Origin of the sequence: Polaromonas jejuensis NBRC 106434 (genome assembly GCF_001598235.1) — a bacterium.
Lineage (GTDB): Bacteria > Pseudomonadota > Gammaproteobacteria > Burkholderiales > Burkholderiaceae_C > Polaromonas > Polaromonas jejuensis.
In genome coordinates, this window is sequence record NZ_BCYO01000024.1 from 15,139 (window position 1) to 35,958 (window position 20,820).

Consider the following 20,820-nt stretch of genomic DNA (forward strand, 5'->3'; position numbering starts at 1 on the left):
CCTGGCCCTGTTGTTATTCTTACGTCAGAATGTGCCCGGGTAGGCCGCCCCGTCGATCAGGATGTTTTGGCCGCAGATGTACCCAGCATGAACAGAGCAGATGAAGCCGCAAAGGGCACCGAGTTCATCTGCCTCTCCATAGCGGCCCGCGGGGTTGTTGCTACCACGCTCACGCCAGAGTTGATCGAAACTCTTGCCGGTGCTCTCCAGCATTCCTTCGATGTGGTGACGCTGAGCATCTGTGGCAAACACACCAGGCAGGAGGTTGTTGATGGTCACGTTGTGCCGCACTGTCTGCCGAGCCAGCCCGGCAGTGAATCCCACTAGGCCCGAACGCGCACCGTTAGACAAGCCTAACTCCAGTTGCGGCGTCTTTACACTGCGCGAAACGATGTTGACCACGCGACCGAACCGCCGCTCCATCATGCCGTCTACCGTGCGACGCATCATTTCGATAGGGCCGAGCATCATGGCATCGATGGCCGCATGCCAGTCGGCCGGTGTCCATGTCCGGAAATCGCCAGGAGCCGCACCGTCAGCGTTGTTAACCAGGATATCTGGCGCTGGGCAGGCTGCCAGCGCCGCATCGCGTCCGGCGTCCGTGGTGATGTTGGCCACCACATAGCGCACCTTCTGCCCCGACAACTGAGACAACTCGGCGGCGGCCTGGACTAACGTGGCCTCGGTGCGGGCGGCGATGACGACCTGAACGCCTTCCTGGGCCAGGCGTTGCGCGCAGGCGCGCCCCATGCCCTTGCTGCCGCCAAATACGAGGGCCGATTTACCGGCAATTCCGAGATCCATGTCGTAACCTCCGCTTATGCAGCTTTAAGGGCCGGCGAACTCCAGCCGTACCGCTTGTCGAGTTCTAGTTCCTTGACGATGCGCAGACCCTTGGCTAGAGCTTCTCCTTCCAAACCCTTGAGCGGTTTGCGCAGGTCGCCAGAGGGCAGTCCCACGGCCTTCATCAGGGACTTGATGGCTACCGGGTTAACGGCGGAGTAGGAGTAGTGCAGCAACTGCAAATTGCGGAGGTACGTTTCGCGAAAGCTGATCGACATCTCGGGTGATGTCCAAGGCTTCGAGATTGTCGTGAGTTCGGCCGGTGCAATGTTGCCAGTCATGTTGGCCGTGCCGTGACCGCCCAAGCTCATGGTAGGCACAACCAAGCCGAGGTTCGGCGAGTCGCAGCACATTACGGCTACGTCGGGACGGGCACGAAGCACCTGCGCAACCTGGCCCACACGCGTGGTGGACTCCTTGTGCACCACGTAGTTGGGGTGCTTGAAGATGCGCAGAAGATGATCCCAATGCAAATCTGTCTTTACACGCGGCGGATTGTTATATAGACCCAGCGGAAGGTCGGTGGCGTCCGCTACCTCGAGGAAGTAGCTCTCAATGTCTGACTCGGGGCCGCATATATAGGCTGGCGCGGCAAGAATGGCGCCGTCGGCACCATTGGCATTGGCGAAACGCAGGTAGTCGATGGTGGCCTCGGTATTGTTGCCAGTGCAGCCGTAGAAAAACTTCATCTTGCCGGTCTTCATCTTTGCCGTTTCGGCGATGATCGCGTGACGTTCTTGTTGCGACAGCATCGAGACCTCGCCTGTGGAGCCCATAATGAGCACGGCGCTGGTACCGTTGTCTTCTTGGAATTTCAGCAGTTCGCGGAACGCACCGAAGTCAGTGCTCCCGTCCTGGTTGAAAGGCGTGATTAACGCTACGAAGGAACCTTCTATTTTCATTTTACTCATGGTGTTTAACTCTGGTAAGGTGTTAAAAAAGTGCCGTTAACTTAGAGGTGTCAGCGCGTGAAATTCGACTTTGCCGCTGCGAACTTATATTACGTGTAAATTAGGCATAGCTTTCCTCGGCAACACTCTGGACGCGCTGCAGGGCCTCGAATCCATGACGCAAGTCATCGATCAGGTCTTCAGTGTCCTCTAGTCCCACATGCAAGCGTAGTGCCAGCCCTTGGTAAGGCCAGCGCGCACCAACATGGGACTTGCCTGGTGTGAAGGGAATCGCCAGGCTCTCATAGCCACCCCATGACACACCCAGACCGAAGTGCTGCAGGGCGTCCACGAATGCCGTCAGAGCTTTCTGCGACCTGGTCCGAAGCACAATCGCAAACAATCCGCAGGCACCGGTAAAGTCGCGCTTCCAAAGTACGTGGCCCGGGTGGGACGGCAATCCTGGGTGCAATACGACCTCAACATCGGGCTGATCTTCCAGCCACTGCGCGATGCGCAGGCCAGAAGCGCCGTGTTGCTGTAAGCGTACACCCATCGTGCGCAGGCCACGCAATGCTAGGTAAATCTCGTCCGGCCCGGCAGTCTGGCCCATGTCGTAGGTGGCCTGTTTCACCTTTAGCCACGTTTCGCGAGTGCACGTAGCGATGCCGAGCATGGCGTCCGAATGTCCGACGATGTATTTGGTGGCCGCCTGAATGGATACGTCAACGCCATGCTCGAAGGGCTTGAAGAAAAGAGGAGTGCCCCAGGTGTTATCCATCACGACCACCGCGCCCTGCGCGTGGGCTACGGCAGCAATGGCAGGGACATCCTGGATTTCGAAGGTTTCTGAGCCTGGCGACTCCACATAAACCACACGGGTGTTGGGACGCATCAAAGTGTCGATGCCACAGGCTACGAGCGGGTCGTAGCAGGTAACCTCGACGTCGTAACGTGCTAGCACCTGCATAAGAAACGTGCGCGTCGGTGAATACGCGCTATCGGGGACCAATACATGGTCGCCCGCAGCCAACAGCGCCGTGAGCACAGTGGCAATTGCGGCCAGACCAGACGGGTAGACCAGGGAACGGTAGCCGCCTTCGATTGCGGCAACCGCTTCCTCGAGCGCGTGGGTAGTGGGTGTTCCGAAGCGCCCATAGGTACTGGCTCCGACTTGGTCGGCAGCCCGGGCACGCTTCATTGCATCCCACTCTGCCATAGAGTCAGCCAGGATAGTGGATGCCCGGAAGATCGGCGTGTTCACAACGCCAGCAAAACGTTCTGGGTGGCGTCCTGCGGACACCAGCTGCGTATTACTTTTCATGATCAATTTACTCCGGTAATGCGCAGACTGCGGCGACTTGCCAATCGATGCGCTTTGCACTTGTTGATGGCGTAAGTCTAGGACCGGGCGTGATGAAATATTTTCCATATTCTGACTCCGCAAGAATGCGCAAGAGAAAAATATTTACCATGAGTGCTTTAACAATGAGGTTATCACCATGGATAAAAAAGACCGCAGCATTCTCGCCCTGCTCCAAACCGATGCGAAGCTTTCAATAAGCGACATCGCTGAGCGGGTCAATCTATCTACCACCGCCTGCTGGAAGCGCATTCAGTGCCTCAATGAAGGAGGTTACCTGCGTCAACAGGTGTGGCTACTTAACAGCAAGATGCTGGGTCTAGGCGTAACAGTGTTCATGTCTATCAAGACTAGCCACCACGACTTGCAGTGGCTGCGGAAGTTTGCCTTGGGCGTGCGTGACCTGCCGGAGGTGCTGGAGTTCTACCGCATGAGCGGCGACACCGACTACCTCTTGAAGATCGTTGCGCCTGACATCGCTGGCTTCGACCGTGTGTACAAGAAGTTGATCCAGATCGCCGAGCTATTCGACGTAAGCTCAAGCTTCGCCATGGAAGAAATCAAATACACCACAGCTCTGCCGCTCGACTACACACACACCGCATGACCTCATCCACCGCCCGTTTTCCATCACTGTCCCACTGGGGGGCTTTTACCGCAGTGGTCACCGACGGCCGACTAGTCAGTTGTGAACCTTTTGCGCACGACAGCGCCCCTTCGCCCATTCTGCAATCCATGCCGGGCATGGTGCATTCAGATTTGCGTATCCGCCGCCCGGCGGTGCGACAGGGCTGGCTCGCGCAGCGTCAGGGGAGCGACCGCAGTGCGCGTGGAAGCGAAGCCTTTGTCGAGGTCGACTGGGATGTAGCGCTGGATCTGGTAGCCGGTGAACTCGCGCGAGTGCGCGGCGACCATGGTCCGGCCGCATTATTCGGCGGCTCGTACGGCTGGTCATCGGCCGGTCGGCTGCACCATGCACGAACTCTGACCCATCGTTTCCTGCACGCCAGCGGCGGTTGTACGACACAGGCCGGCAACTATAGCTGGGGGGCGGCGCAGTTCCTGTTGCCGTACGTCATCGGGACCTATGCGCCGGTGACTGGCCGCGTCACGGACTGGGAAAGCTTGCTTGGCCATACCGAGTTGTTCATCGCCTTCGGCGGCATACCGCTACGCAATGCGCAGATTACCTCCGGTGGCGCTGGCGCGCACAGCACCCACGAATGGCTAGCGCGCGCGCGAGAGAGTGCCATCCGGTTCGTCGTCATCAGTCCCACACGGGGCGACGTTCCCGAAGGCCTGCAGGCGGAATGGATTCCCATCCGTCCCAACACCGACACAGCCATGATGCTGGGCATGGCGCACACACTGCTTCTGCGCAATCTTCACGACACCAATTTTCTCGATCGTTACTGTGAAGGCTTCGCCCCTTTTGCTGACTACCTGAAAGGCAAGCAGGACGGCCAGCCTAAAACCGCTGACTGGGCCGCCACCATCTGCGGCGTCGATGCCGATGTTATCCGCAGCTTGGCGCTGAAGGCGGCGGGACACCGAACGCTGCTGAACTGCACTTGGTCGCTGCAACGTGCACAGCACGGCGAGCAGCCTTACTGGACCAGCATCGCTCTGGCTGCCATGCTGGGCCAAATTGGCCTACCGGGCGGTGGGTTCGCCTTTGGCCACGGCTCGATCAACGGGGCTGGTACGCCGCGCCCCGACGTACCAGCGCCAGAGATGAGTGCCGGTCCCAACCCTGCTCGCAGCATCATTCCGGTGGCACGCTTCGCTGACATGCTGTTGCAGCCGGGCGAGCCTTATGCTTTTAATGGCAAGCAGGATGTGTATCCCGACATCCGCATGGTGTACTGGGCAGGCGGCAATCCGTTTCACCACCACCAGGACTTGAATCGCCTGATACGGGCATGGGAAAAGCCCGAAACCATCGTTGTGCACGAAAGCTGGTGGACTCCCACCGCTCGACGTGCCGACATCGTGCTGCCGGCCACCACTACCCTAGAGCGAAACGACATCGGTGGTTCTTCGCGTGACCGGTTCGTGCTGGCGATGCACCAGGCGCTGGCGCCGCAGGGCCAAAGCCGCAACGACTTTGATATTTACCGCGATCTCGCCGCACGTGCAGGCTGCGAGGCTGCCTTCACCGAAAACCGAGACGAAACAACGTGGATCCGCCACATCTACGACAGTATGGCCACGCACTGGCGCGCCGCTGGCTTTGACTCACCAGAGTTCGACGTTTTCTGGGAAAAGGGCTACGTTCGCTTGCCCGCGCCGCAAAAGTCCTTTGTATTGATGGCCGATTTCCGAGAAGACCCTGTCGCCCATGCGTTGAAAACGCCCAGCGGAAAGATCGAGTTGTATTCGGAGCGCATTGCCAGCTTTGGCTACGATGAATGCCCCCCGCATCCGGCCTGGGTGCCACCTACCGAGTGGCTGGGTGCAACTCATGCACAGCGCTGGCCGTTACACCTGGTAACCTCGCAGCCGGCGGACAAACTGCATTCTCAAATGGATGCTGGAATCGTCTCACGTACGGCAAAGATCCATGGCCGCCAGCCTGTGCGCTTGCACCCAACAGAAGCAGCGCGACGCGGCATCCACGATGGCGCAATTGTGCGGGTATTCAACGACCGCGGAAGTTGCTTGGCGGGCGCAATGCTCGACGAAAATGTCAGTCTCGGCGTAGTGGTCATGTCCACCGGTGCATGGTTCGACCCTGGCGACCTGGGGTTGGAACGGCATGGCAACCCTAACGTACTGACCGCCGACCTCGGCACTTCGCGCCTGACGCAAGCCCCTAGCGCCCTGTCGGCCCTGGTAGAGATCGCATGTTGGACCGACGACGCTCCACCCGTCCAGGCATTTGATCTCCCTCAATTCTTCCTGTTGAATTCCGTCGAAATCTGATCCAGTTATGGGTCAGGCTTCAGCGCAATTCAACAGCTTAGCGGGACTCCATTCATACAGTGTAAGAAGCATGCAGTTTTTGCCGTCGATGCAAACGCTGCCCGCCCGATAGCTCGGCGGGCAGCGCTCACACCGCTCACGCAGTAGCCTATTTGGCTGCGACCTTCACGTTCGAGGCGGCCTGTTTGATTAACTCGGCTACGGCTTTCGGTTTTGACACATAGACCGCGTGGCTACCTCCGGTTTCCACGACGGCAGCACCGGCACGCTTGAACATGAGGCGTTGCGCTGGCGGCGGAACCATCTTGTCGTCGGTAGCTACCAGGTACCAACTCGGCTTTGACTTCCACGCCGGATCAGAGACCGCTCCGCCGAGTGCATCGACGCCCCAAGGCACTTGCGAGTTGGCCATGAACGCAGCGGTGTCACGATTCACATCTGCGGCGAACGAGGCGGCAAACTTCGACTTGTCGAGCAGCAGGAAGCCGTCTTGCGGAGGCAAGATTGGAGGCACCGTAGCACCAGGTTGCGGATCCTTGGTCAGCGTGCTGACGGACTCGCCTTTGTCGGGAGCGAACGCGGCGATGTAGACCAGGCCCGCGACCTTGTCGTGATTCCCCGCCTCCGTGATCACGACACCGCCGTAGGAATGCCCGACCAGGACAACGGGGCCGGGCTGTGCCGCAATCGCGCGCTTGGTGACAGCCACGTCGTCGGCAAGCGAAATCGTTGGATTCTGGACGATGGTCACTTCGTAGCCATCCTTTTTCAGGATCTTGTGGACGCCTTCCCAACCCGACCCGTCCACGAACCCTCCGTGCACGAGAACGATGCTCGGTTTGACCGCATTGGCAGGCGTTGCGGCCGCCACTCATGACTGACCAGTGCTCGCCCACGCCAGTTCATGGTGATGAACGAGAACAAGCGGTGCTCGATCTTGTTCCACTTGCTGGTGCCAGGCGGGAAGTGACAGACCCGAATGTCCAAGCCCGTCTCTTGGGCGAGCCGACTCAGTTCCAGCTTCCAGAGGCGCACGCGATGCCCATTGCTGCCGCCACCGTCGGCGGTGATCACCAACTGCTTGGCTTTGGGATAGCGCTGGCGGCCCCATGCTAGCCCAGGCGGACACGCGGCTTGTGCTCGATCACCATGCCGTGCCCCCGCCTTCATGCCAAAACCGCCCAGGGCGCGCGGATATCCGCCAGGAAACGCTGCGCGCGCGGATGCTCGGGCCGGCTGAAGAAGCTCTCCGGCTTGGCGCGTTCGAGCACCTTGCCCTGGTCCATGAAAACGACCCAGTCCGCGACCTCGCGCGCAAACCCCATCTCGTGGGTCACGCACACCATCGTCATGCCGTCGCGCGCCAGCCCCTTCATGGCCTGCAGCACCTCGCCCACCATCTCGGGATCGAGCGCCGAGGTCGGCTCATCGAACAGCATCACCGGCGGGTTCATGGCCAGGGCGCGCGCGATCGCCACGCGCTGCTGCTGCCCCCCGGAGAGCTGCGCGGGATACGCCTCGGCCTTGTGCGCCAGGCCGACACGGTCGAGCAGCGCCAGCGCGCGCTCGCGCGCCAGCGCCTTGCTTTGCTTGAGCAGACGCGTCGGAGCGAGCGTGCAGTTCTGCAGCACGCTCAGGTGCGGGAACAGGTTGAACTGCTGGAACACGAAGCCGATGCGGCTCCTGAGCGTGTCCACGCAGGCGCCGCGGGCATGGATGTCCTGGCCGTCGATCAGGATGCGCCCGCTTTGGATGGGCTCGAGCCGGTTGAGCGTGCGGATCATGGTCGATTTGCCCGAGCCGGATGGCCCGCACACGACCACCACCTCGCCCTTGGCCACGGTTGCGCTGACGTCATCGAGGGCTTGGTAGTCCCCGTACCACTTGTTCACATTTTCCAGGGTGATCATGGTCTTACACCTTCACAGTACGGGAGCCCAGCCGGCGTTCGAGCCAGAAGGCGCAACGCGACAGGGAAAAGCACATCACGAAATAGGTCAGGCCCAGCAGCAAATACACCTCGATCGGTTTGGTCATCAAGCGGGTGCTGATCTGCCCGGCCACGAACGAGACCTCCGACAGGCTGACGATGTAGCCCAGCGAGGTCTCCTTGATGGTCGAGACAAATTGATTCACCAGGGACGGCAGCATGTTGCGTAGCGCCTGCGGCAGGACCACCAGCCCCATCGCGTGCAGGTAGGAAAACCCCAGCGAGCGCGCACTCTCCATCTGCCCGCGTGGCAGGCTCTGGACTCCAGAGCGGATGATCTCGGCCAGATAGGCACCATCGAAGATGACCAGCGCCGTCAGCATGGTGTTGAACTGATCGGTCTTGTGGCCCGTCAACGAAGGCAGCAGGAAGTAGGCCCAGAAAATCACCATCAGCAGCGGCGTTCCGCGCACCACATAGACCAGCGCCGTGGCCGGCCAGCGCAGCACGCGAAACGGGCTGATGCGGCACAGCGCCAGCAGCAGGCCCACCGGCAGGGCGAGCACCAGCGCCAGGGCCGCCAGCAGCAGCGTCAGCACCAGCCCACCGAGCGGGCCCTTGGGATACTGACCGATCAGGTAGAACACCCCGTAGGTTTGCAGGATCTCAAACATTCAGGTGCTCCTTACCGGGTAGGCATGCTGGTACCAGCTCGACAGCAGCGTGATGAGCAGCGAGATGCCCAGATAGCCCGCCGTGGCGAAGGTGAAGGCCTCGTGCCAGCGGAACGTGGCGCTTTCCACCTGTTGGGCCTGGTACATCAGCTCGCCGACGCCGATCACCATGGCGATGCTGGTGTTCTTCCACAGGTTCAGCGTCTGGCCGATCAGCGGCGGCACCGTGATGCGCAGCGATTGCGGCAGGATGACCAGCCGCATCGATGCGAGAAAGCCGAAACCCAGCGCACGGCTGGCCTCCATCTGCTCCTTCGGAATCGAGCGCAGGCCGCTGCGGAGGTCTTCCGACATATAGGCAGCCGTGTAGAGCACCAGCGCGATCACGGCGCTGGTCGCCTCCACGTTGCCTTCGTAGAGCCAGGCCTTGGCCGACTCCGGCAGCAGCTCCGGCGCGCCAAAGTACCAGAACAGCATGTGCGCCAGCAGGGGCACATTGCGCACAGCTTCGACATACGCCACGGCGGCGCCGCGCAGCGGCGCGACCGGCGAAATCCGCAGCACGGCGATGAGCATGGCCAGCGGCAGCGCGAAGGCCAGTGCCACCAAGGCGAGCTGGATCGACAGCAGCAAACCGTTGAGGAGCCATTCTTGGTACTGGCCCGACAAAAGCAGGGGAAGATTGAATGCATTCATGGCCTGTCACCTCGCCCGGCGCGAGCCGGGCGTTGCGGTGATATCAATCGATCTTGTCGCTCTCGATCCTGAAGGTCCGGGCGGTAAAGCCCATGTTGGTGGTCGGGCCGAACCACTTCATGAACAGCTTCTCGGCATCCCCGGATGCCTCCAGCTCGCGCAGCACCTTGTTGACCTGCTCGCGCCAGGCTGGCTCGCCCTTCTTGATGCCAAGGGCCAGATGCTCGACCGAAATGCTTTCCGGCAGGATCACATAGTCCTTGGCGGCGCTGCCCAGCTTGGAAAAATTGTTGACCAGCGAGGTTTCATCGTTGACATAGCCCACCCCCTTGCCCTGCTGCAGCGCCAGGAAGGCCTGTGGCGAGCTGTCGAAGGACACGATCTGCGCCGTCGGCAATGCCTTCTTGGTATTCAGCTCCATGGTGGAGCCCTTCATGGTCATCACCTTCTTGTCGGCCAGCTGTCCAAGCTGCGTGACGCCGCTGGACTTCTTGACCATCACCTTCTGGCCGGTGACGAAGACGGACAGCGAGAAATCGATCTGCGCCTCGCGTTCGCGGTTATGGGTGAGGGATGCCGCCAGCAGGTCGACGCGACCCTGCTGCAATTCGGGTATGCGCGCCGCACCGGCCAACTGGCGCAGCACGGGCTTGACGCCCAGGCTCTTGGCCACGGCATGGCAGATGTCCACGTCGTAGCCGACGATCTCGCGGTTCGCCGGGTCCTTGATGAAGCTGAAGGGCTCGTCGGTGCCGAGCACGCCGCACACGAGTTCGCCCTTGCTCTTGATGTCGGCCATCTGGTCGGCCGCAGCCGGCAAGCTTGCCGCCGCCAGCAGGGCGGCCAGTGCCAGTGCACAAGCGCGCTTAAGGGTTGGATGCTTTTTCATGCTTTGTCTCCTAGTAGTTATCGAAAAAGAAAAGGGCGGTGGGCTTGCGGCGCCTTCACTCACCCCGCACGGCACGCCCTAAGTGGTGCCGACTGAAGAAGGCTCGCTGCGCATCCGGTCGAATCCGGCCTTGAGGTCGGCGATCAGGTCCTCGGGGTTCTCCAGGCCGACATGCAGCCGCAACAGCGGGCCACGTCCCTGCCACGGCTTGGCGGTGCGGTCGTTGCCGGGATGGGTAAGCAGAATCAGGCTCTCGAAGCCGCCCCAGCTGAAGCCCATGCCGAACAGGCGCATGTCGTCGAGCATGGCGGTCACGGCCTGCTCTGCCATCGACCGAAGCTGCACCGCGAACAGGCCACAGGCCCCGGTGAAATCGCGCTTCCAGAGGGCATGGCCGGGCGCATCGGGCAGGGCCGGGTACAGCACCTGCTCCACTTCGGGCTGGGCGGCGAGCCACTGCGCCACCTGCCGGGCATTGTGTTGATGGCGCTCCAGCCGCACCGACAGCGTGCGCAGGCCACGTAGCGCGAGATACGCATCGTCGGGGCTCACGGTCAGGCCCAACTGTTTGTAAAAACCGCGGATGCGGGGATACAGCGCCTCGGTGGTGAGGATGACCCCCATCAGCACATCCGAGTGCCCGACGATGTATTTGGTGGCAGCATGCACCGACACATCGACCCCATGCCTGAACGAAGCGAAATGGATCGGTGTGCCCCAGGTGTTGTCGAGCATCACCCATGCGCCATGTTCGTGGGCGACCTGGCTGATGGCCGGAATGTCCTGCATCTCGAAGGTGAGGGAGCCGGGCGATTCGACGAAGACGAGCTTGGTATTGGGCCGCATGAGGGCGCGAATGCCATCGCCTATCGTCGGATCGTAATAAGTGGTCGCTACACCCAGGCGCTTGAGCGCACCGTCGCAAAAGGCCCGGGTCGGGTCGTAGACCGAATCGGTCATCAACAGGTGATCGCCCGGCTGGAGTGTGGCCAGCAGGGCGCATGTCAGCGCGGACAGGCCGCTGGGCGTGAGCATGGCCCCGTGTGCACCCTCCAGTTCACACAGCGCCGATTCCAGCGCACGCGTGGTCGGGTTGCCATGCCGGCCATAGGTATGGTGCGTCCCATAGGCGGAGCGCAAGGCATCCACCGTGGGAAACAACAGCGTGGAGGCGCGATAGACCGGGGTATTGACCGTGCCTCCGGCCTTTTTTTGTGCCCGGCCACTGTGGGCGAGCAGGGTCTCGGTATGAACGGCGTGTTGCGACATGGGCATTGGCTCTGGTGAGTGGGGTTGCGGGGTACGTTCATCAATGCGGGGCCCTCCGTGGCAAGCATGGACACGGCACGGCCGAGGCCGTGCCCCGGAGGGCCTGTTCACAACGATGGGAGGGCGATCAGCTCGCGTGCGCCACGCCGTATTGCGAGGACAGGTAGCGCCGGATCTGGTCGGGCGCGTCGATGAAGCGGGCCTGCTTGTGCGTGCGGATCGCCACGCCGGCGTCGACCGGGACCCGTTCACTGCCCAGCACCAGCACGGGCGCGGACTGGTTGTCCTCGCCGATGAGCGCGACGATGGCCGCGCGCGGGCGCGGCGCGTCGATGTAGTGCACATCGACCTCGTTGCGCAGCTGCGGGCAGAAGCTCAGCAGCCCCTCCACGGCCACCGAGTCGCCGCAGTAGAACGGGCCTTCGGACTCCTTGAAAAATCCGGGCTTGAGCATGAACAGTTGGTCTTTTCGCATGGGTGCTTTCCTTGGGTAGGAGGTTCAACGGATGGGGCGATGCGACCACCTGGGGCGGGTGCATCGTGGTTGAGATGGTAGGAAGTACGTGCGGGGCGGACGAGTGGCACGAATGACAACTTACGTAATAATCATGCCAATATGGAATCCACCCGCACCGACCCTGGACTGGTGGCCGTCATCGTCTATGACGGCCTGAGCCTGTTCGAATATGGCTGCGCCGTCGAAGTCTTCGGCCTGCCGCGGCCCGAACTGGGCGATCGCTGGTACCGCTTTGCCGCCTGCGCGGCCGAACCCGGCGTGCTGCGCGGCCCAGGCGGCATCCAGATCCAGCCCGCCGAGGGCCTGGAACTGCTCGCCCGGGCTCGCACCATCATCGTCCCCGGATGGCGCGGCATCGAAGCGCCCGTCCCCGAGCCACTGTGCGAAGCCTTGCGCCAGGCCCATGCACGCGGCGCACGCATCCTGTCCATCTGCACGGGTGCGTTCGTGCTGGCGTCGGCAGGCCTGCTCGACGGCAGGCGCGCCACCACGCACTGGCGCCATGCCCCGGCGCTGGCGGCCCGCTACCCGAAGGTGCAGGTGCAGGCCGACGTGCTGTATGTCGATGCGGGCTCCATCCTCACGTCGGCCGGCAGCGCGGCCGGCATCGACCTGTGCCTGCACCTGATCCGCCGCGACCTGGGCCCGCGCGTGACGAACCAGGTGGCACGGCGCCTGGTGATGCCCCCGCACCGCGAGGGCGGACAGGCGCAGTACATCGAAGAGCCCGTCTCCCGGCGCGCCAGCGCCTCGCTGGCGCCGCTGCTGGATGCCGTGCGCGCCAATCTAGGCAAGGACTGGCCCATCGCCAAAATGGCCCAGCAGACCGCCACCAGCGCCCGCACCTTTCAGCGCCACTTCGTCAGCGCAATGGGCATGCCGCCGGGCGAGTGGCTGCTGACGCAGCGCGTGGCCGCGGCCAAAACACTGCTCGAAGAGACCGATGCCAGCATGGACGACATCGCCGTTCAGGTCGGGTTTGGCGACGCCGCCACGCTGCGCGGCCATTTCCGCAGCCGGCTCGGCACCAGCCCCGGCGGCTACCGCAAACGGTTCCGCGCATAGGCGCCGGCGCGGCAAGCGGCTCAGCGCTTCTGATCGAGTCAGCGGGCGAGCGCTATGCGACTCCACCAATCGCATGCTGATGTATTGACTAGATCATGAATGACCGCTTCTATGAGGACTCTTTTGTCAAGCCGTTTTTGATGACGGCGTTTGATCACGGCTTGCCTGGGGCCGCCGCGCCTGGCTTGACGAACTTGCTGGCGATGAGTGCGAAGAGTCCAAGCACAATGCCAGAAGCAAGGCCGATGAGGGGACCCATCATCACCATCATCAAGCGAGGTGAGTCGGGCAGCGGCATTGACGCCAGCATTGCTGCTTCTTTGGCGTGGCTGGACATGTATGGCGCGAAGAAGATCACGTGTGCCGCTGTGATCCAGACGCTGTTCAAGAGGCTGACAGACAAACCGTGAATGAAGTGCCTGCTTGAGCAGCGCCTGGCGATGATGTAGGCGCAGAGAACAAAGATTGCCAGCCAAAAGAAGGGCTCTGCGTTTGACGGAATGACGAATACGGTCAAGAGCCCCATGGCCAGGCCGAAGAGTGAGAGTTTGAAGACAAGGGGCCACTTCATTTTGACGTCTCCTGTGAACAAGAACCGGCTCTGAGCGGGCGGCCACACGGCCCAACCATCCACCGCCTGATGTTTGACCTGGCTTAACTTAAGCGGTCCGCTGGAACGACTGCTTACCTGCACTATAAGTGGGGGCCGCTCTTGCCGAGCCCTAATTCGCTACCAATTCGATAGCAAGAAATTACCGCATTCATTTGGATAGCGACCAAAACACTCACATATTCGGGCCAAACAAGCCCGGGCTACTTCACCCCATCGCGCAGCCGCGCAAACACCTTCCAGAACGCCGCCTCCTGCGTGGTCGCGAAGTTGATGCGCATCAGGGTGCTGGGCTTGCGCACCGCGTGAAACAGCGCGCCGGGGGCGATCAGGTAGCCCTCGTCCAGCATGCGCTGCGCCAGGGTGTCGGTGTCCACGCCGGTCTCCACCCAGCCAAACAGGCCCGCCGGCTCCGCCGCAAACGTGCAGCCATGCGCCAGCGCCAGCCTGACGCTGCGCGCGCGCGCGGCGTCGAGGCGGGTGCGTATGCGTTCGGCGTGGCGACGCAGCTGGCCCTGGTCTATGCACCAGGCCAGCGCTTTTTCCAGCAGGGCGGGCGTGGTCAGGGTGGCCAGCAGCTTGGTGTCGAGCAGGCGTTCGACCAGGTCGGGCGGCGCGGCCATGAAGCCGATGCGCCAGCCGGGCGCCAGGATCTTGGCAAAGCCGCTCACGTAGATGGTGCGCTGCAGGCCGTCGAGCGCGCACAGGCGCGTGGCGTGCTCGGGCGCCAGGTGGCTGTAGGTGTCGTCCTCGGCAATGTGGAAGTTGTGCTGGTTGGCCAGCTGCAGCACGCGGTGGGCGCTGCCGGGCGTGAGGCAGTAGCCGGTCGGGTTGTGGAAAACGCTGACGCTGACAAACAGCTTGGGGCTATGAATCTCGCAGTACTGCGCCATCACCTCCAGGTCGGGCCCATCGGCGCGGCGCGGCACCGGCAGGATGCGCATACCCAGGGCATCGAGCCGGGCAAACTCCACCGCCCAGCCAGGCTCTTCCACCATCACGCAGTCGCCGGGCCGCAGCAGGGTGCGGCTGATGATGTCCAGCGCATGGGTGGCGCCTACGGTGGTGATGATCTGCTCGGGCACCGCGTGCACATTGAGCGCGCTCAGCTTTTGCGACAGGGCGCGGCGCAGGCCGCTGTCGCCCATGGGCTCGCCGTACTGCAGCGAAAACTCCCTGAGCGCGCTGACGCTGGTGACCTTGCGCACCGCCGCGGGCATGAAGCTGGTTTCCAGCCAGTCCGGCGGAAACACGCCCATGCCGGGCTGCGGCTTGTTGCTGACCTTGTGGAACATGCCGCGAATCAGGGTGGTGGCCCCCACCGGCGCCTGCCGCGTTGACATCCAGGGTGCAAGGCCGTCAGGGCCTGCGTCCAGCGCCGCACTAGCTATGTTTTTAGTAGCTTGAAGCGCTTTATTGGCGGGTGCAAGAGCCATATTCAGCGCTGCATCGCGGACAAAAAAACCGCGATTCTTGCGTGCCACCACCAGGCCCTGCGCCTGCAACTGGTCGTAGGCGGCGACCACCGTGGACACACTCACGCCCTGCTGCTCGGCGCACAGCCGCACCGAGGGCAGGCGCGCGCCCGGGCCCAGGAGGCGGCTGCGAATGCGCTCGGCAAAGCGCGCGCAGAGTTGCTCGGTCAGGGATTGCGAGGCGGTTTTCATCAACATGGCGTGACCTTCGTGCCCCTGGCGAGGCGGTGTGTGCTGACAAGGCGAGCAATACAGTTTGGGAATTTGTACCCTTAACTGTATTGGCAGTGTGCTGGCTTCAACTATAAAGTCGATTGCCATGAACTGGCAAGAATTTACGACTTTGCTGATCCTGGCCACGGCCATGAGCTTCACGCCCGGGCCCAACACCACCCTGTCCACGGCGCTGGCGGCCAACCACGGCTTCAGGCGCGCGCTGCCCTTTGTCTGTGCCGTGCCGGTGGGCTGGAGCGTGTTGCTTTTGGTGTGCGCGCTGGGCCTGGGCGCGCTGGTGCTGGCCGTGCCGCTGCTGAGCTGGGCCGTCAAGGTCATCGGCGTGGCCTACCTGCTGTGGCTGGCCTGGAAAATTTCCCAGTCACGCCAGCTCAGCGAAGCCGATGCGGCGCGCCTGAACGTGAGCTTCTGGCAGGGCGCGGCGCTGCAGTTTGTCAACATCAAGGCCTGGATGCTGGCGCTGGCGATCGTGAGCGGCTGGATTGCCGGGCGCAGCGAGCCGGGCTCGCGCCTTGCCGTGGTGCTGCCCGTCATGCTGGCTTTTGCCTTTGTCAGCAACCTCTGCTATGCGCTGGCGGGCTCATTGCTGCGCGAGTGGCTCGCCGGCCCCGCGGGCACGGGAAGGCGGCTGGTCTGGTTCAACCGCGCCATGGCGCTGGTGCTGGTGGTCACGGCCGCCTGGATGCTCTTTATATGAACAACGCACAGCATCAAATCAACAAGAGCGACAGGGGAATGTGGCTGGGCCTGCTGGGCATCGTAATCTTCTCGGTCACGCTGCCAATGACGCGGCTGGCGGTGGGCACGCCCGAGGCGCCGCAAATGTCGGGCGTCTTCATTGCGCTGGGCCGGGCCGTCGTGGCCGCGGGCCTGTCGGCCGTATTTCTGCTCGCCACGCGCGCGCCCTTGCCGCGGCGCCAGGACTGGCGGCCGCTGGCCATCACTGCCGGCGGTGTGGTGTTCGGCTTTCCGCTGTTCACGTCCATCGCCATGCGCTATGTGGAGGCCGTGCACGCCAGCGTGATCGTGGGCGTGCTGCCGCTGGCCACCGCCGCCGTGGGTGCACTGCTGCACCGCCAGCGCCCGTCCGCCGGCTTCTGGGGGTGCGCCGCACTGGGCAGTGCGCTGGTGGTGGCGTTTGCCATGCTGCACTCGGGCAGCGGCTTGGCTATCAATTTTGCCGACCTGTTGCTGCTGGCTGCCTGCCTGTGTGCGGCCGTAGGTTACGGCTACGGCGCGCGGCTTTCGCAGCGCATGCGCGCCGAGCATGTGATTTGCTGGGCGCTGGTGATCTCGCTGCCGCTGACCTTGCCGCTCGCCCTCTTCACCTGGCCCGCCGCTGCGCTCAAGGCCACGGCCTGGTGGGGCTTTGCCTATGTGGCGGTGTTCTCTATGTGGCTGGGCTTTTTTGCCTGGTACCACGGCCTGGCGCTGGGCGGCACGGTACGCGTCAGCCAGGTGCAGCTGGTGCAGCCGTTTTTGTCCATGCTGTTTGCCGTGCCGCTGCTGGGCGAGCGCCTGGATGCCGTGACCGTGGGTTTTGGCCTGGCGGTGATCGCCACCGTGTTCATCGGCAAGAAAATGCCGGTCAATGTCCCCAGGTTGCGGGAGGCCTTGTGAGCCTGCGCAACATCCCGTTTGGCACGTCCGGCTGTTCGGCGATTGCGCGCACCAAGCTGGACGATGGCGGGCAGCAGCCGCACACGCAGGACGAGCGGTATTTTGTGCCTGCCCGGCAAGGTGAGATCATCAATGGCCAGCGCCTTGAAGCCGGAGCGGGCGAGACTTTTTTCTTTGTGGCCGAAGGGCGGCGCACCACTTTGAAAACTTGACGGAATATTTTGTGACCTGGGTCGTTTTTTACGGCCCGCAATGAGGAGAGTGAAATGGAATGGACCCAGGCGCAGCGCGCCAAAAAAATGAACCCCTCGGTGATCCGCGAGATCCTCAAGGTCACCGAGAAGCCCGGCATCATCAGCTTTGCCGGCGGCCTGCCCTCGCCCAAGACCTTTCCGGTCAGCGCCTTTCGCGAGGCCTGTGACAAGGTGCTGCACGAAGACGGCCATGCCGCGCTGCAGTACGCGGCCAGCGAAGGCTATGCGCCGCTGCGCGAAATGGTGGCCGCCATGCTGCCGTGGAAGGTCGATCCGGCCCAGGTGCTGATCACCACCGGTTCGCAGCAGGGCCTGGATTTGATCGCCAAGATCCTGATCGACGCCGGCAGCCGCGTGCTGGTGGAAACGCCGACCTACCTGGGCGCGCTGCAGGCCTTCACGCCCATGGAACCCGACATCGTGAGCGTGGCCAGCGACGGCGAAGGCGTGGACATTGCCGATCTTCAAAGCAAGGCGGCGGGCGCGCGCTTCTTTTACGTGCTGCCCAATTTCCAGAACCCCACCGGCCGCACCATGACCGAGCAGCGCCGCGCCGCGCTGAGCGCCGAAGCCGCACGGCTGGGCCTGCCCATCGTCGAAGACAACCCCTATGGTGATCTGTGGTTTGACGAAGCGCCGCCGCGGCCCCTCACCGCGCGCAACCCGGAAGGCTGCGTCTACCTGGGATCGTTTTCCAAGGTGCTGGCGCCCGGTTTGCGGCTGGGCTTCATGGTGGCGCCCAAGTCGCTCTACCCCAAGCTGCTGCAGGCCAAGCAGGCGGCCGATCTGCACAGCCCCGGTTTTAACCAGCGCATGGTGGCCGAGGTGATGAAGGACGGCTTCCTGGGCCGCCATGTGCCGACCATACGCGCGCTCTACAAGTCGCAGCGCGACGCCATGCTGGCCGCCATGCAACGCGAGATGCCCGAGGGCGTGACCTGGAACACCCCGGCCGGCGGCATGTTTTTGTGGGCGCGCCTGCCCGAGGGCATGAACGCCATCGACCTGCTGCCCAAGGCGGTGGAGCGCAATGTGGCCTTTGTGCCCGGCTGGGCGTTTTACGCCGATAAGGCCGACGCACGCACCTTGCGGCTGTCATTCGTGACCTCCAGCGTGGAGCAGATCAATATCGGCATTGCCGCACTGGCGGCAGCGATACGCGAACAGTTGCCCGGCACCGCGCACGTGCAGGCCGAGCGCGACCCGGTTGCACTGCCGGCGGCCTGACAGCACGGAGCGCACCATGATTGACCCGGCTACCTTCTCGCTGTTTTTGCTGGCGGTGCTGGCGCTGTTCCTGTCGCCCGGGCCCAACATGGCCTTCGTGCTCTCCCATGGCGTGGCGCACGGGGTGCGCGGCGGGTTCGCGGCGGCGCTAGGCATCTCTGCGGCGGACCTGGTCCATACGCTGTGTGCCGCCACCGGGGTCACCGCGCTGGTCGCGGCCTGGCCGCCGTCCTTCGATGTGCTGCGCTATGCGGGCGCCATCTACCTGCTGTGGCTGGCCTGGCAGGCCATGCGTCCGGCCCCAACGCGCAGCAACGGGCAGGCCCGGCCCATGGCATTCCCGCGCATTGTGCGCATGGCGCTGCTGAACAACCTGGTGAACCCAAAGGCGTTGCTTTTTTTCATGGTGTTCCTGCCGCAGTTCGTCAATCCGTCACACGGCCATGTCACGCTGCAGCTGCTGGCGCTCGGTGTCACGCTGGCCGCCATGGCACTGGTATTCAACACCCTGCTCGGCGCCTTCAGCGGCGAGATCGGCCGCCGCCTGCAGGCACGGCCAGGCGCTGAAAAATTCCAGCACGGGCTGCTGGCCTTTGTCATGATAGGACTGGCGCTGCGGCTTCTTTTTCTCGACCGGCCCGCCAAAGGAATCTGAAACATGCTGCATATCTGGGGGCGCATCAGCTCCATCAATGTTCGCAAGGTCGTCTGGGCCGCCAAGGAGCTGGATCTTGAGGTGCAGCGCACGGATGCCGGGCGCCAGTTCGGCATCGTGAAGGAGCCCGACTACCTGCGCAAGAACCCGAACGCCCTGGTGCCCATGATTGAAGACGGTGAACTGGTTTTGTGGGAATCCAACGTGATCGTGCGCTACTTGTGCGCCAGGCATTCCCCGGGCCACCTGTATCCGCTCACGCTGCCGGAGCGCTTTACCGCCGAACAATGGATGGACTGGCAGCAGACCACCTTCAACCCTGCGGGACGAAACGCCTTCATTCAGTGGATCCGCACACCGGCCGAGCAGCGCAGGCCCGAACTCATCGCGCAGTCCAACGCCGCCACCGAACCGTTGCTGGCCATGCTGGATGCGCACCTGGCGCGCTACCCTTTTGTGGGAGGCGAGCAATTCGGCATGGCCGACATTCCGCTGGCATGCGAAATGCATCGCTGGTTTGGCCTGCCCCAGCCACGGCCTGCACGTCCGCACCTGGACCGCTGGTACCAGGCGATTCTGGCGCGCCCGGCCACGCGCGGCGTGCTGGACCTGCCGCTATCCTGAGCCCGAGCACACACAAAAACACCAGACAACAGAGAGAAGACCGATGAAACAACGCCCTTTCAAGCAAGTTGACGTGTTCACCGCAACCCCTTATTTCGGCAACCCGCTGGCCGTTGTGCTGGACGGCAGCGCGCTGGACGATGCCGCCATGCGGCGCTTTGCCAGCTGGACCAATCTGTCGGAAACCACTTTTTTGCTGCCGCCCACAGATCCGTCCGCCGACTACCGCGTGCGCATCTTCACGCCCGGCGGCGAACTGCCTTTTGCCGGCCACCCGACGCTGGGCAGTTGCCACAGCTGGCTGCAGGCGGGCGGCCAGCCGCAGGGCAAGGACTTCATCGTGCAGGAATGCCAGGTGGGCCTGGTCAAAATTCGCCGCGAACCCGGCACCCAGCGCCTGGCATTTGCCGCCCCGCCGCTCAAGCGCTCGGCGCCCAGCCCCGTGCGGCTGGCCCAGGTTGCGGCCGCCCTCGGACTGAAAGCCACGCAAATCGTGGCGGCGCAACTGCTGGACAACGGACCGCTCTGGCTGGGCCTGCTGCTGGACAGCCCCGAGACCGTGCTGCAGCTGGCGCCCAACCATGCGGAACTCGTCAAGCTGGATGCCAAGGTCGGCGTTGCGGCCGTCTATGAAGCCCAGGAAACGCCAGCCCTGATCGCCCGGGCCAATCGCGAAGCACGCACATTTATGGCCCCCACGCCTGCCGCTACGCGCGCTGCGCTGCCCCCCGAGGGGGCTATTCCGCCTCGGGGCGGCCCTTCGACGGAATTAGCCCCCGCGCTTGCCACTACAGCAAGCGCTGCGCCTGACCTGGAAGTGCGCGGATTTGCGGCACCGATAGGCGTCAACGAAGACCCGGTGACCGGCAGCCTCAATGCCAGCCTGGCCCAATGGCTGATGGCCGAAGGCCACATGCCCGAGCGCTATACCGCGTCACAAGGCGTTTGCCTGGGCCGCGCGGGGCAGGTGTACCTGGAGCGCGACGCGTCGGGCCAGGTATGGGTGGGCGGTGAATCGGTGACCTGCATCACCGGCCAGGTCACGCTTTAAGCGGGAATG

The 20,820-nt window shown here is 63.1% G+C and carries 22 protein-coding genes and 1 pseudogene; 10 read left to right on the forward strand and 13 right to left on the reverse strand.

Going from position 1 to position 20,820, the window contains the following annotated elements:
* Window positions 1–24: 24 nt before the first annotated feature.
* The 3 genes from PJE01S_RS19675 to metC (PJE01S_RS19685) form a co-directional block, all read right to left on the reverse strand.
* Window positions 25–804: an SDR family NAD(P)-dependent oxidoreductase gene (locus PJE01S_RS19675; RefSeq protein ID WP_068835354.1), complete on the reverse strand. Its 780-nt coding sequence runs from the start codon at window positions 802–804 to the stop codon at window positions 25–27.
* 14 nt (window positions 805–818) lie between these two features.
* Window positions 819–1,754 (reverse strand): 4-hydroxy-tetrahydrodipicolinate synthase family protein, encoded by a 936-nt coding sequence (locus PJE01S_RS19680; protein WP_068835355.1) that lies wholly within the window; start codon window positions 1,752–1,754, stop codon window positions 819–821.
* 100 nt (window positions 1,755–1,854) lie between these two features.
* Window positions 1,855–3,057 (reverse strand): cystathionine beta-lyase, encoded by a 1,203-nt coding sequence (metC, locus tag PJE01S_RS19685; RefSeq protein WP_068835356.1) that lies wholly within the window; start codon window positions 3,055–3,057, stop codon window positions 1,855–1,857.
* Window positions 3,058–3,235: 178 nt separating this feature from the next.
* Here metC (PJE01S_RS19685) and PJE01S_RS19690 point away from each other — a divergent pair, with 178 nt between their 5' ends.
* Both PJE01S_RS19690 and PJE01S_RS19695 read left to right on the forward strand, forming a co-directional pair.
* The gene (locus PJE01S_RS19690) at window positions 3,236–3,703 is read left to right on the forward strand and encodes an Lrp/AsnC family transcriptional regulator (RefSeq protein WP_068835357.1); all 468 of its coding nucleotides are present in this window, start codon (window positions 3,236–3,238) and stop codon (window positions 3,701–3,703) included.
* Window positions 3,700–6,021, forward strand: coding sequence for a molybdopterin-dependent oxidoreductase (locus PJE01S_RS19695; protein ID WP_068835358.1), 2,322 nt, complete (start codon window positions 3,700–3,702; stop codon window positions 6,019–6,021). The genes PJE01S_RS19690 and PJE01S_RS19695 overlap by 4 nt, the downstream gene beginning before the upstream one ends.
* Before the next feature lie 148 nt (window positions 6,022–6,169).
* Here PJE01S_RS19695 and PJE01S_RS19700 read toward each other — a convergent pair whose 3' ends face one another.
* The 8 genes and pseudogenes from PJE01S_RS19700 to PJE01S_RS19735 form a co-directional block, all read right to left on the reverse strand.
* Window positions 6,170–6,892 carry an alpha/beta hydrolase gene (locus PJE01S_RS19700; protein WP_068835359.1) on the reverse strand — a complete coding sequence of 241 codons (723 nt, stop codon included), beginning with the start codon at window positions 6,890–6,892 and terminating at the stop codon, window positions 6,170–6,172.
* Window positions 6,892–7,128 (reverse strand): annotated as a pseudogene (locus PJE01S_RS24705) (ISAzo13-like element transposase-related protein); the annotation flags it as partial. The pseudogene PJE01S_RS24705 and the gene PJE01S_RS19700, both read right to left, overlap by 1 nt.
* Window positions 7,129–7,187: 59 nt before the next feature.
* The gene (locus tag PJE01S_RS19710; RefSeq protein ID WP_068835361.1) at window positions 7,188–7,931 is read right to left on the reverse strand and encodes an amino acid ABC transporter ATP-binding protein; all 744 of its coding nucleotides are present in this window, start codon (window positions 7,929–7,931) and stop codon (window positions 7,188–7,190) included.
* Between the two features lie 4 nt (window positions 7,932–7,935).
* On the reverse strand, window positions 7,936–8,625 hold the full coding sequence (locus tag PJE01S_RS19715) for an amino acid ABC transporter permease (RefSeq protein ID WP_068835362.1): 690 nt from the start codon (window positions 8,623–8,625) through the stop codon (window positions 7,936–7,938).
* Window positions 8,626–9,321 (reverse strand): amino acid ABC transporter permease, encoded by a 696-nt coding sequence (locus PJE01S_RS19720; RefSeq protein ID WP_068835363.1) that lies wholly within the window; start codon window positions 9,319–9,321, stop codon window positions 8,626–8,628. It abuts the gene before it with no gap.
* Between the two features lie 43 nt (window positions 9,322–9,364).
* Complete coding sequence (locus PJE01S_RS19725; RefSeq protein WP_068835364.1) at window positions 9,365–10,210, reverse strand: ABC transporter substrate-binding protein; 846 nt, start codon at window positions 10,208–10,210, stop codon at window positions 9,365–9,367.
* 78 nt (window positions 10,211–10,288) lie between these two features.
* Window positions 10,289–11,479, reverse strand: coding sequence for a cystathionine beta-lyase (gene metC, locus PJE01S_RS19730; protein ID WP_068835401.1), 1,191 nt, complete (start codon window positions 11,477–11,479; stop codon window positions 10,289–10,291).
* 127 nt (window positions 11,480–11,606) lie between these two features.
* The gene (locus PJE01S_RS19735) at window positions 11,607–11,954 is read right to left on the reverse strand and encodes a DUF3088 domain-containing protein (protein ID WP_068835365.1); all 348 of its coding nucleotides are present in this window, start codon (window positions 11,952–11,954) and stop codon (window positions 11,607–11,609) included.
* A 141-nt stretch (window positions 11,955–12,095) separates the two neighbouring features.
* On the opposite strand from PJE01S_RS19735, the gene ftrA reads away from it, so the two are divergent.
* Window positions 12,096–13,061 carry a transcriptional regulator FtrA gene (ftrA, locus tag PJE01S_RS19740; protein WP_068835366.1) on the forward strand — a complete coding sequence of 322 codons (966 nt, stop codon included), beginning with the start codon at window positions 12,096–12,098 and terminating at the stop codon, window positions 13,059–13,061.
* A 154-nt stretch (window positions 13,062–13,215) separates the two neighbouring features.
* On the opposite strand, the gene PJE01S_RS19745 is transcribed toward ftrA, so the two are convergent.
* Together PJE01S_RS19745 and PJE01S_RS19750 are read right to left on the reverse strand one after the other, a co-directional pair.
* Window positions 13,216–13,632 (reverse strand): hypothetical protein, encoded by a 417-nt coding sequence (locus PJE01S_RS19745; protein WP_068835367.1) that lies wholly within the window; start codon window positions 13,630–13,632, stop codon window positions 13,216–13,218.
* Window positions 13,633–13,874: 242 nt separating this feature from the next.
* Window positions 13,875–15,344 carry an aminotransferase-like domain-containing protein gene (locus PJE01S_RS19750; RefSeq protein WP_068835368.1) on the reverse strand — a complete coding sequence of 490 codons (1,470 nt, stop codon included), beginning with the start codon at window positions 15,342–15,344 and terminating at the stop codon, window positions 13,875–13,877.
* Between the two features lie 121 nt (window positions 15,345–15,465).
* On the opposite strand from PJE01S_RS19750, the gene PJE01S_RS19755 reads away from it, so the two are divergent.
* From PJE01S_RS19755 to PJE01S_RS19785, 7 genes are read left to right on the forward strand one after another with little or no spacing between them, the layout of a single operon-like run.
* Complete coding sequence (locus tag PJE01S_RS19755; RefSeq protein WP_068835369.1) at window positions 15,466–16,077, forward strand: LysE family translocator; 612 nt, start codon at window positions 15,466–15,468, stop codon at window positions 16,075–16,077.
* Complete coding sequence (locus PJE01S_RS19760) at window positions 16,074–17,000, forward strand: DMT family transporter (protein WP_068835370.1); 927 nt, start codon at window positions 16,074–16,076, stop codon at window positions 16,998–17,000. Before PJE01S_RS19755 ends, PJE01S_RS19760 begins: the two co-directional genes overlap by 4 nt.
* Window positions 16,997–17,212: a hypothetical protein gene (locus PJE01S_RS19765; protein ID WP_068835371.1), complete on the forward strand. Its 216-nt coding sequence runs from the start codon at window positions 16,997–16,999 to the stop codon at window positions 17,210–17,212. Before PJE01S_RS19760 ends, PJE01S_RS19765 begins: the two co-directional genes overlap by 4 nt.
* 54 nt (window positions 17,213–17,266) lie before the next feature.
* Complete coding sequence (locus tag PJE01S_RS19770; RefSeq protein WP_068835372.1) at window positions 17,267–18,481, forward strand: aminotransferase-like domain-containing protein; 1,215 nt, start codon at window positions 17,267–17,269, stop codon at window positions 18,479–18,481.
* Between the two features lie 16 nt (window positions 18,482–18,497).
* On the forward strand, window positions 18,498–19,136 hold the full coding sequence (locus tag PJE01S_RS19775; protein ID WP_068835373.1) for a LysE family translocator: 639 nt from the start codon (window positions 18,498–18,500) through the stop codon (window positions 19,134–19,136).
* A gap of 3 nt (window positions 19,137–19,139) precedes the next feature.
* Window positions 19,140–19,760, forward strand: a complete 621-nt coding sequence (locus PJE01S_RS19780; protein ID WP_068835374.1) for a glutathione S-transferase family protein — start codon at window positions 19,140–19,142, stop codon at window positions 19,758–19,760.
* A 43-nt stretch (window positions 19,761–19,803) separates the two neighbouring features.
* The gene (locus tag PJE01S_RS19785) at window positions 19,804–20,811 is read left to right on the forward strand and encodes a PhzF family phenazine biosynthesis protein (protein ID WP_068835375.1); all 1,008 of its coding nucleotides are present in this window, start codon (window positions 19,804–19,806) and stop codon (window positions 20,809–20,811) included.
* Window positions 20,812–20,820: the final 9 nt, after the last annotated feature.

Excerpts from the sequence above, each read along its gene's own strand:
- PJE01S_RS19710 (WP_068835361.1), bottom strand. The coding sequence starts at position 7,931 with ATGATCACCCTGGAAAATGTGAACAAGTGGTACGGGGACTACCAAGCC.
- PJE01S_RS19755 (WP_068835369.1), top strand. The coding sequence starts at position 15,466 with ATGAACTGGCAAGAATTTACGACTTTGCTGATCCTGGCCACGGCCATG.
- PJE01S_RS19745 (WP_068835367.1), bottom strand. The coding sequence starts at position 13,632 with ATGAAGTGGCCCCTTGTCTTCAAACTCTCACTCTTCGGCCTGGCCATG.
- PJE01S_RS19675 (WP_068835354.1), bottom strand. The coding sequence starts at position 804 with ATGGATCTCGGAATTGCCGGTAAATCGGCCCTCGTATTTGGCGGCAGC.
- metC (WP_068835356.1), bottom strand. The coding sequence starts at position 3,057 with ATGAAAAGTAATACGCAGCTGGTGTCCGCAGGACGCCACCCAGAACGT.
- PJE01S_RS19780 (WP_068835374.1), top strand. The coding sequence starts at position 19,140 with ATGCTGCATATCTGGGGGCGCATCAGCTCCATCAATGTTCGCAAGGTC.
- PJE01S_RS19680 (WP_068835355.1), bottom strand. The coding sequence starts at position 1,754 with ATGAGTAAAATGAAAATAGAAGGTTCCTTCGTAGCGTTAATCACGCCT.
- PJE01S_RS19735 (WP_068835365.1), bottom strand. The coding sequence starts at position 11,954 with ATGCGAAAAGACCAACTGTTCATGCTCAAGCCCGGATTTTTCAAGGAG.
- PJE01S_RS19695 (WP_068835358.1), top strand. The coding sequence starts at position 3,700 with ATGACCTCATCCACCGCCCGTTTTCCATCACTGTCCCACTGGGGGGCT.
- PJE01S_RS19725 (WP_068835364.1), bottom strand. The coding sequence starts at position 10,210 with ATGAAAAAGCATCCAACCCTTAAGCGCGCTTGTGCACTGGCACTGGCC.
- PJE01S_RS19715 (WP_068835362.1), bottom strand. The coding sequence starts at position 8,625 with ATGTTTGAGATCCTGCAAACCTACGGGGTGTTCTACCTGATCGGTCAG.
- PJE01S_RS19775 (WP_068835373.1), top strand. The coding sequence starts at position 18,498 with ATGATTGACCCGGCTACCTTCTCGCTGTTTTTGCTGGCGGTGCTGGCG.
- PJE01S_RS19720 (WP_068835363.1), bottom strand. The coding sequence starts at position 9,321 with ATGAATGCATTCAATCTTCCCCTGCTTTTGTCGGGCCAGTACCAAGAA.
- PJE01S_RS19690 (WP_068835357.1), top strand. The coding sequence starts at position 3,236 with ATGGATAAAAAAGACCGCAGCATTCTCGCCCTGCTCCAAACCGATGCG.
- ftrA (WP_068835366.1), top strand. The coding sequence starts at position 12,096 with ATGGAATCCACCCGCACCGACCCTGGACTGGTGGCCGTCATCGTCTAT.
- PJE01S_RS19760 (WP_068835370.1), top strand. The coding sequence starts at position 16,074 with ATGAACAACGCACAGCATCAAATCAACAAGAGCGACAGGGGAATGTGG.
- PJE01S_RS19785 (WP_068835375.1), top strand. The coding sequence starts at position 19,804 with ATGAAACAACGCCCTTTCAAGCAAGTTGACGTGTTCACCGCAACCCCT.
- PJE01S_RS19750 (WP_068835368.1), bottom strand. The coding sequence starts at position 15,344 with ATGTTGATGAAAACCGCCTCGCAATCCCTGACCGAGCAACTCTGCGCG.
- PJE01S_RS19770 (WP_068835372.1), top strand. The coding sequence starts at position 17,267 with ATGGAATGGACCCAGGCGCAGCGCGCCAAAAAAATGAACCCCTCGGTG.
- metC (WP_068835401.1), bottom strand. The coding sequence starts at position 11,479 with ATGTCGCAACACGCCGTTCATACCGAGACCCTGCTCGCCCACAGTGGC.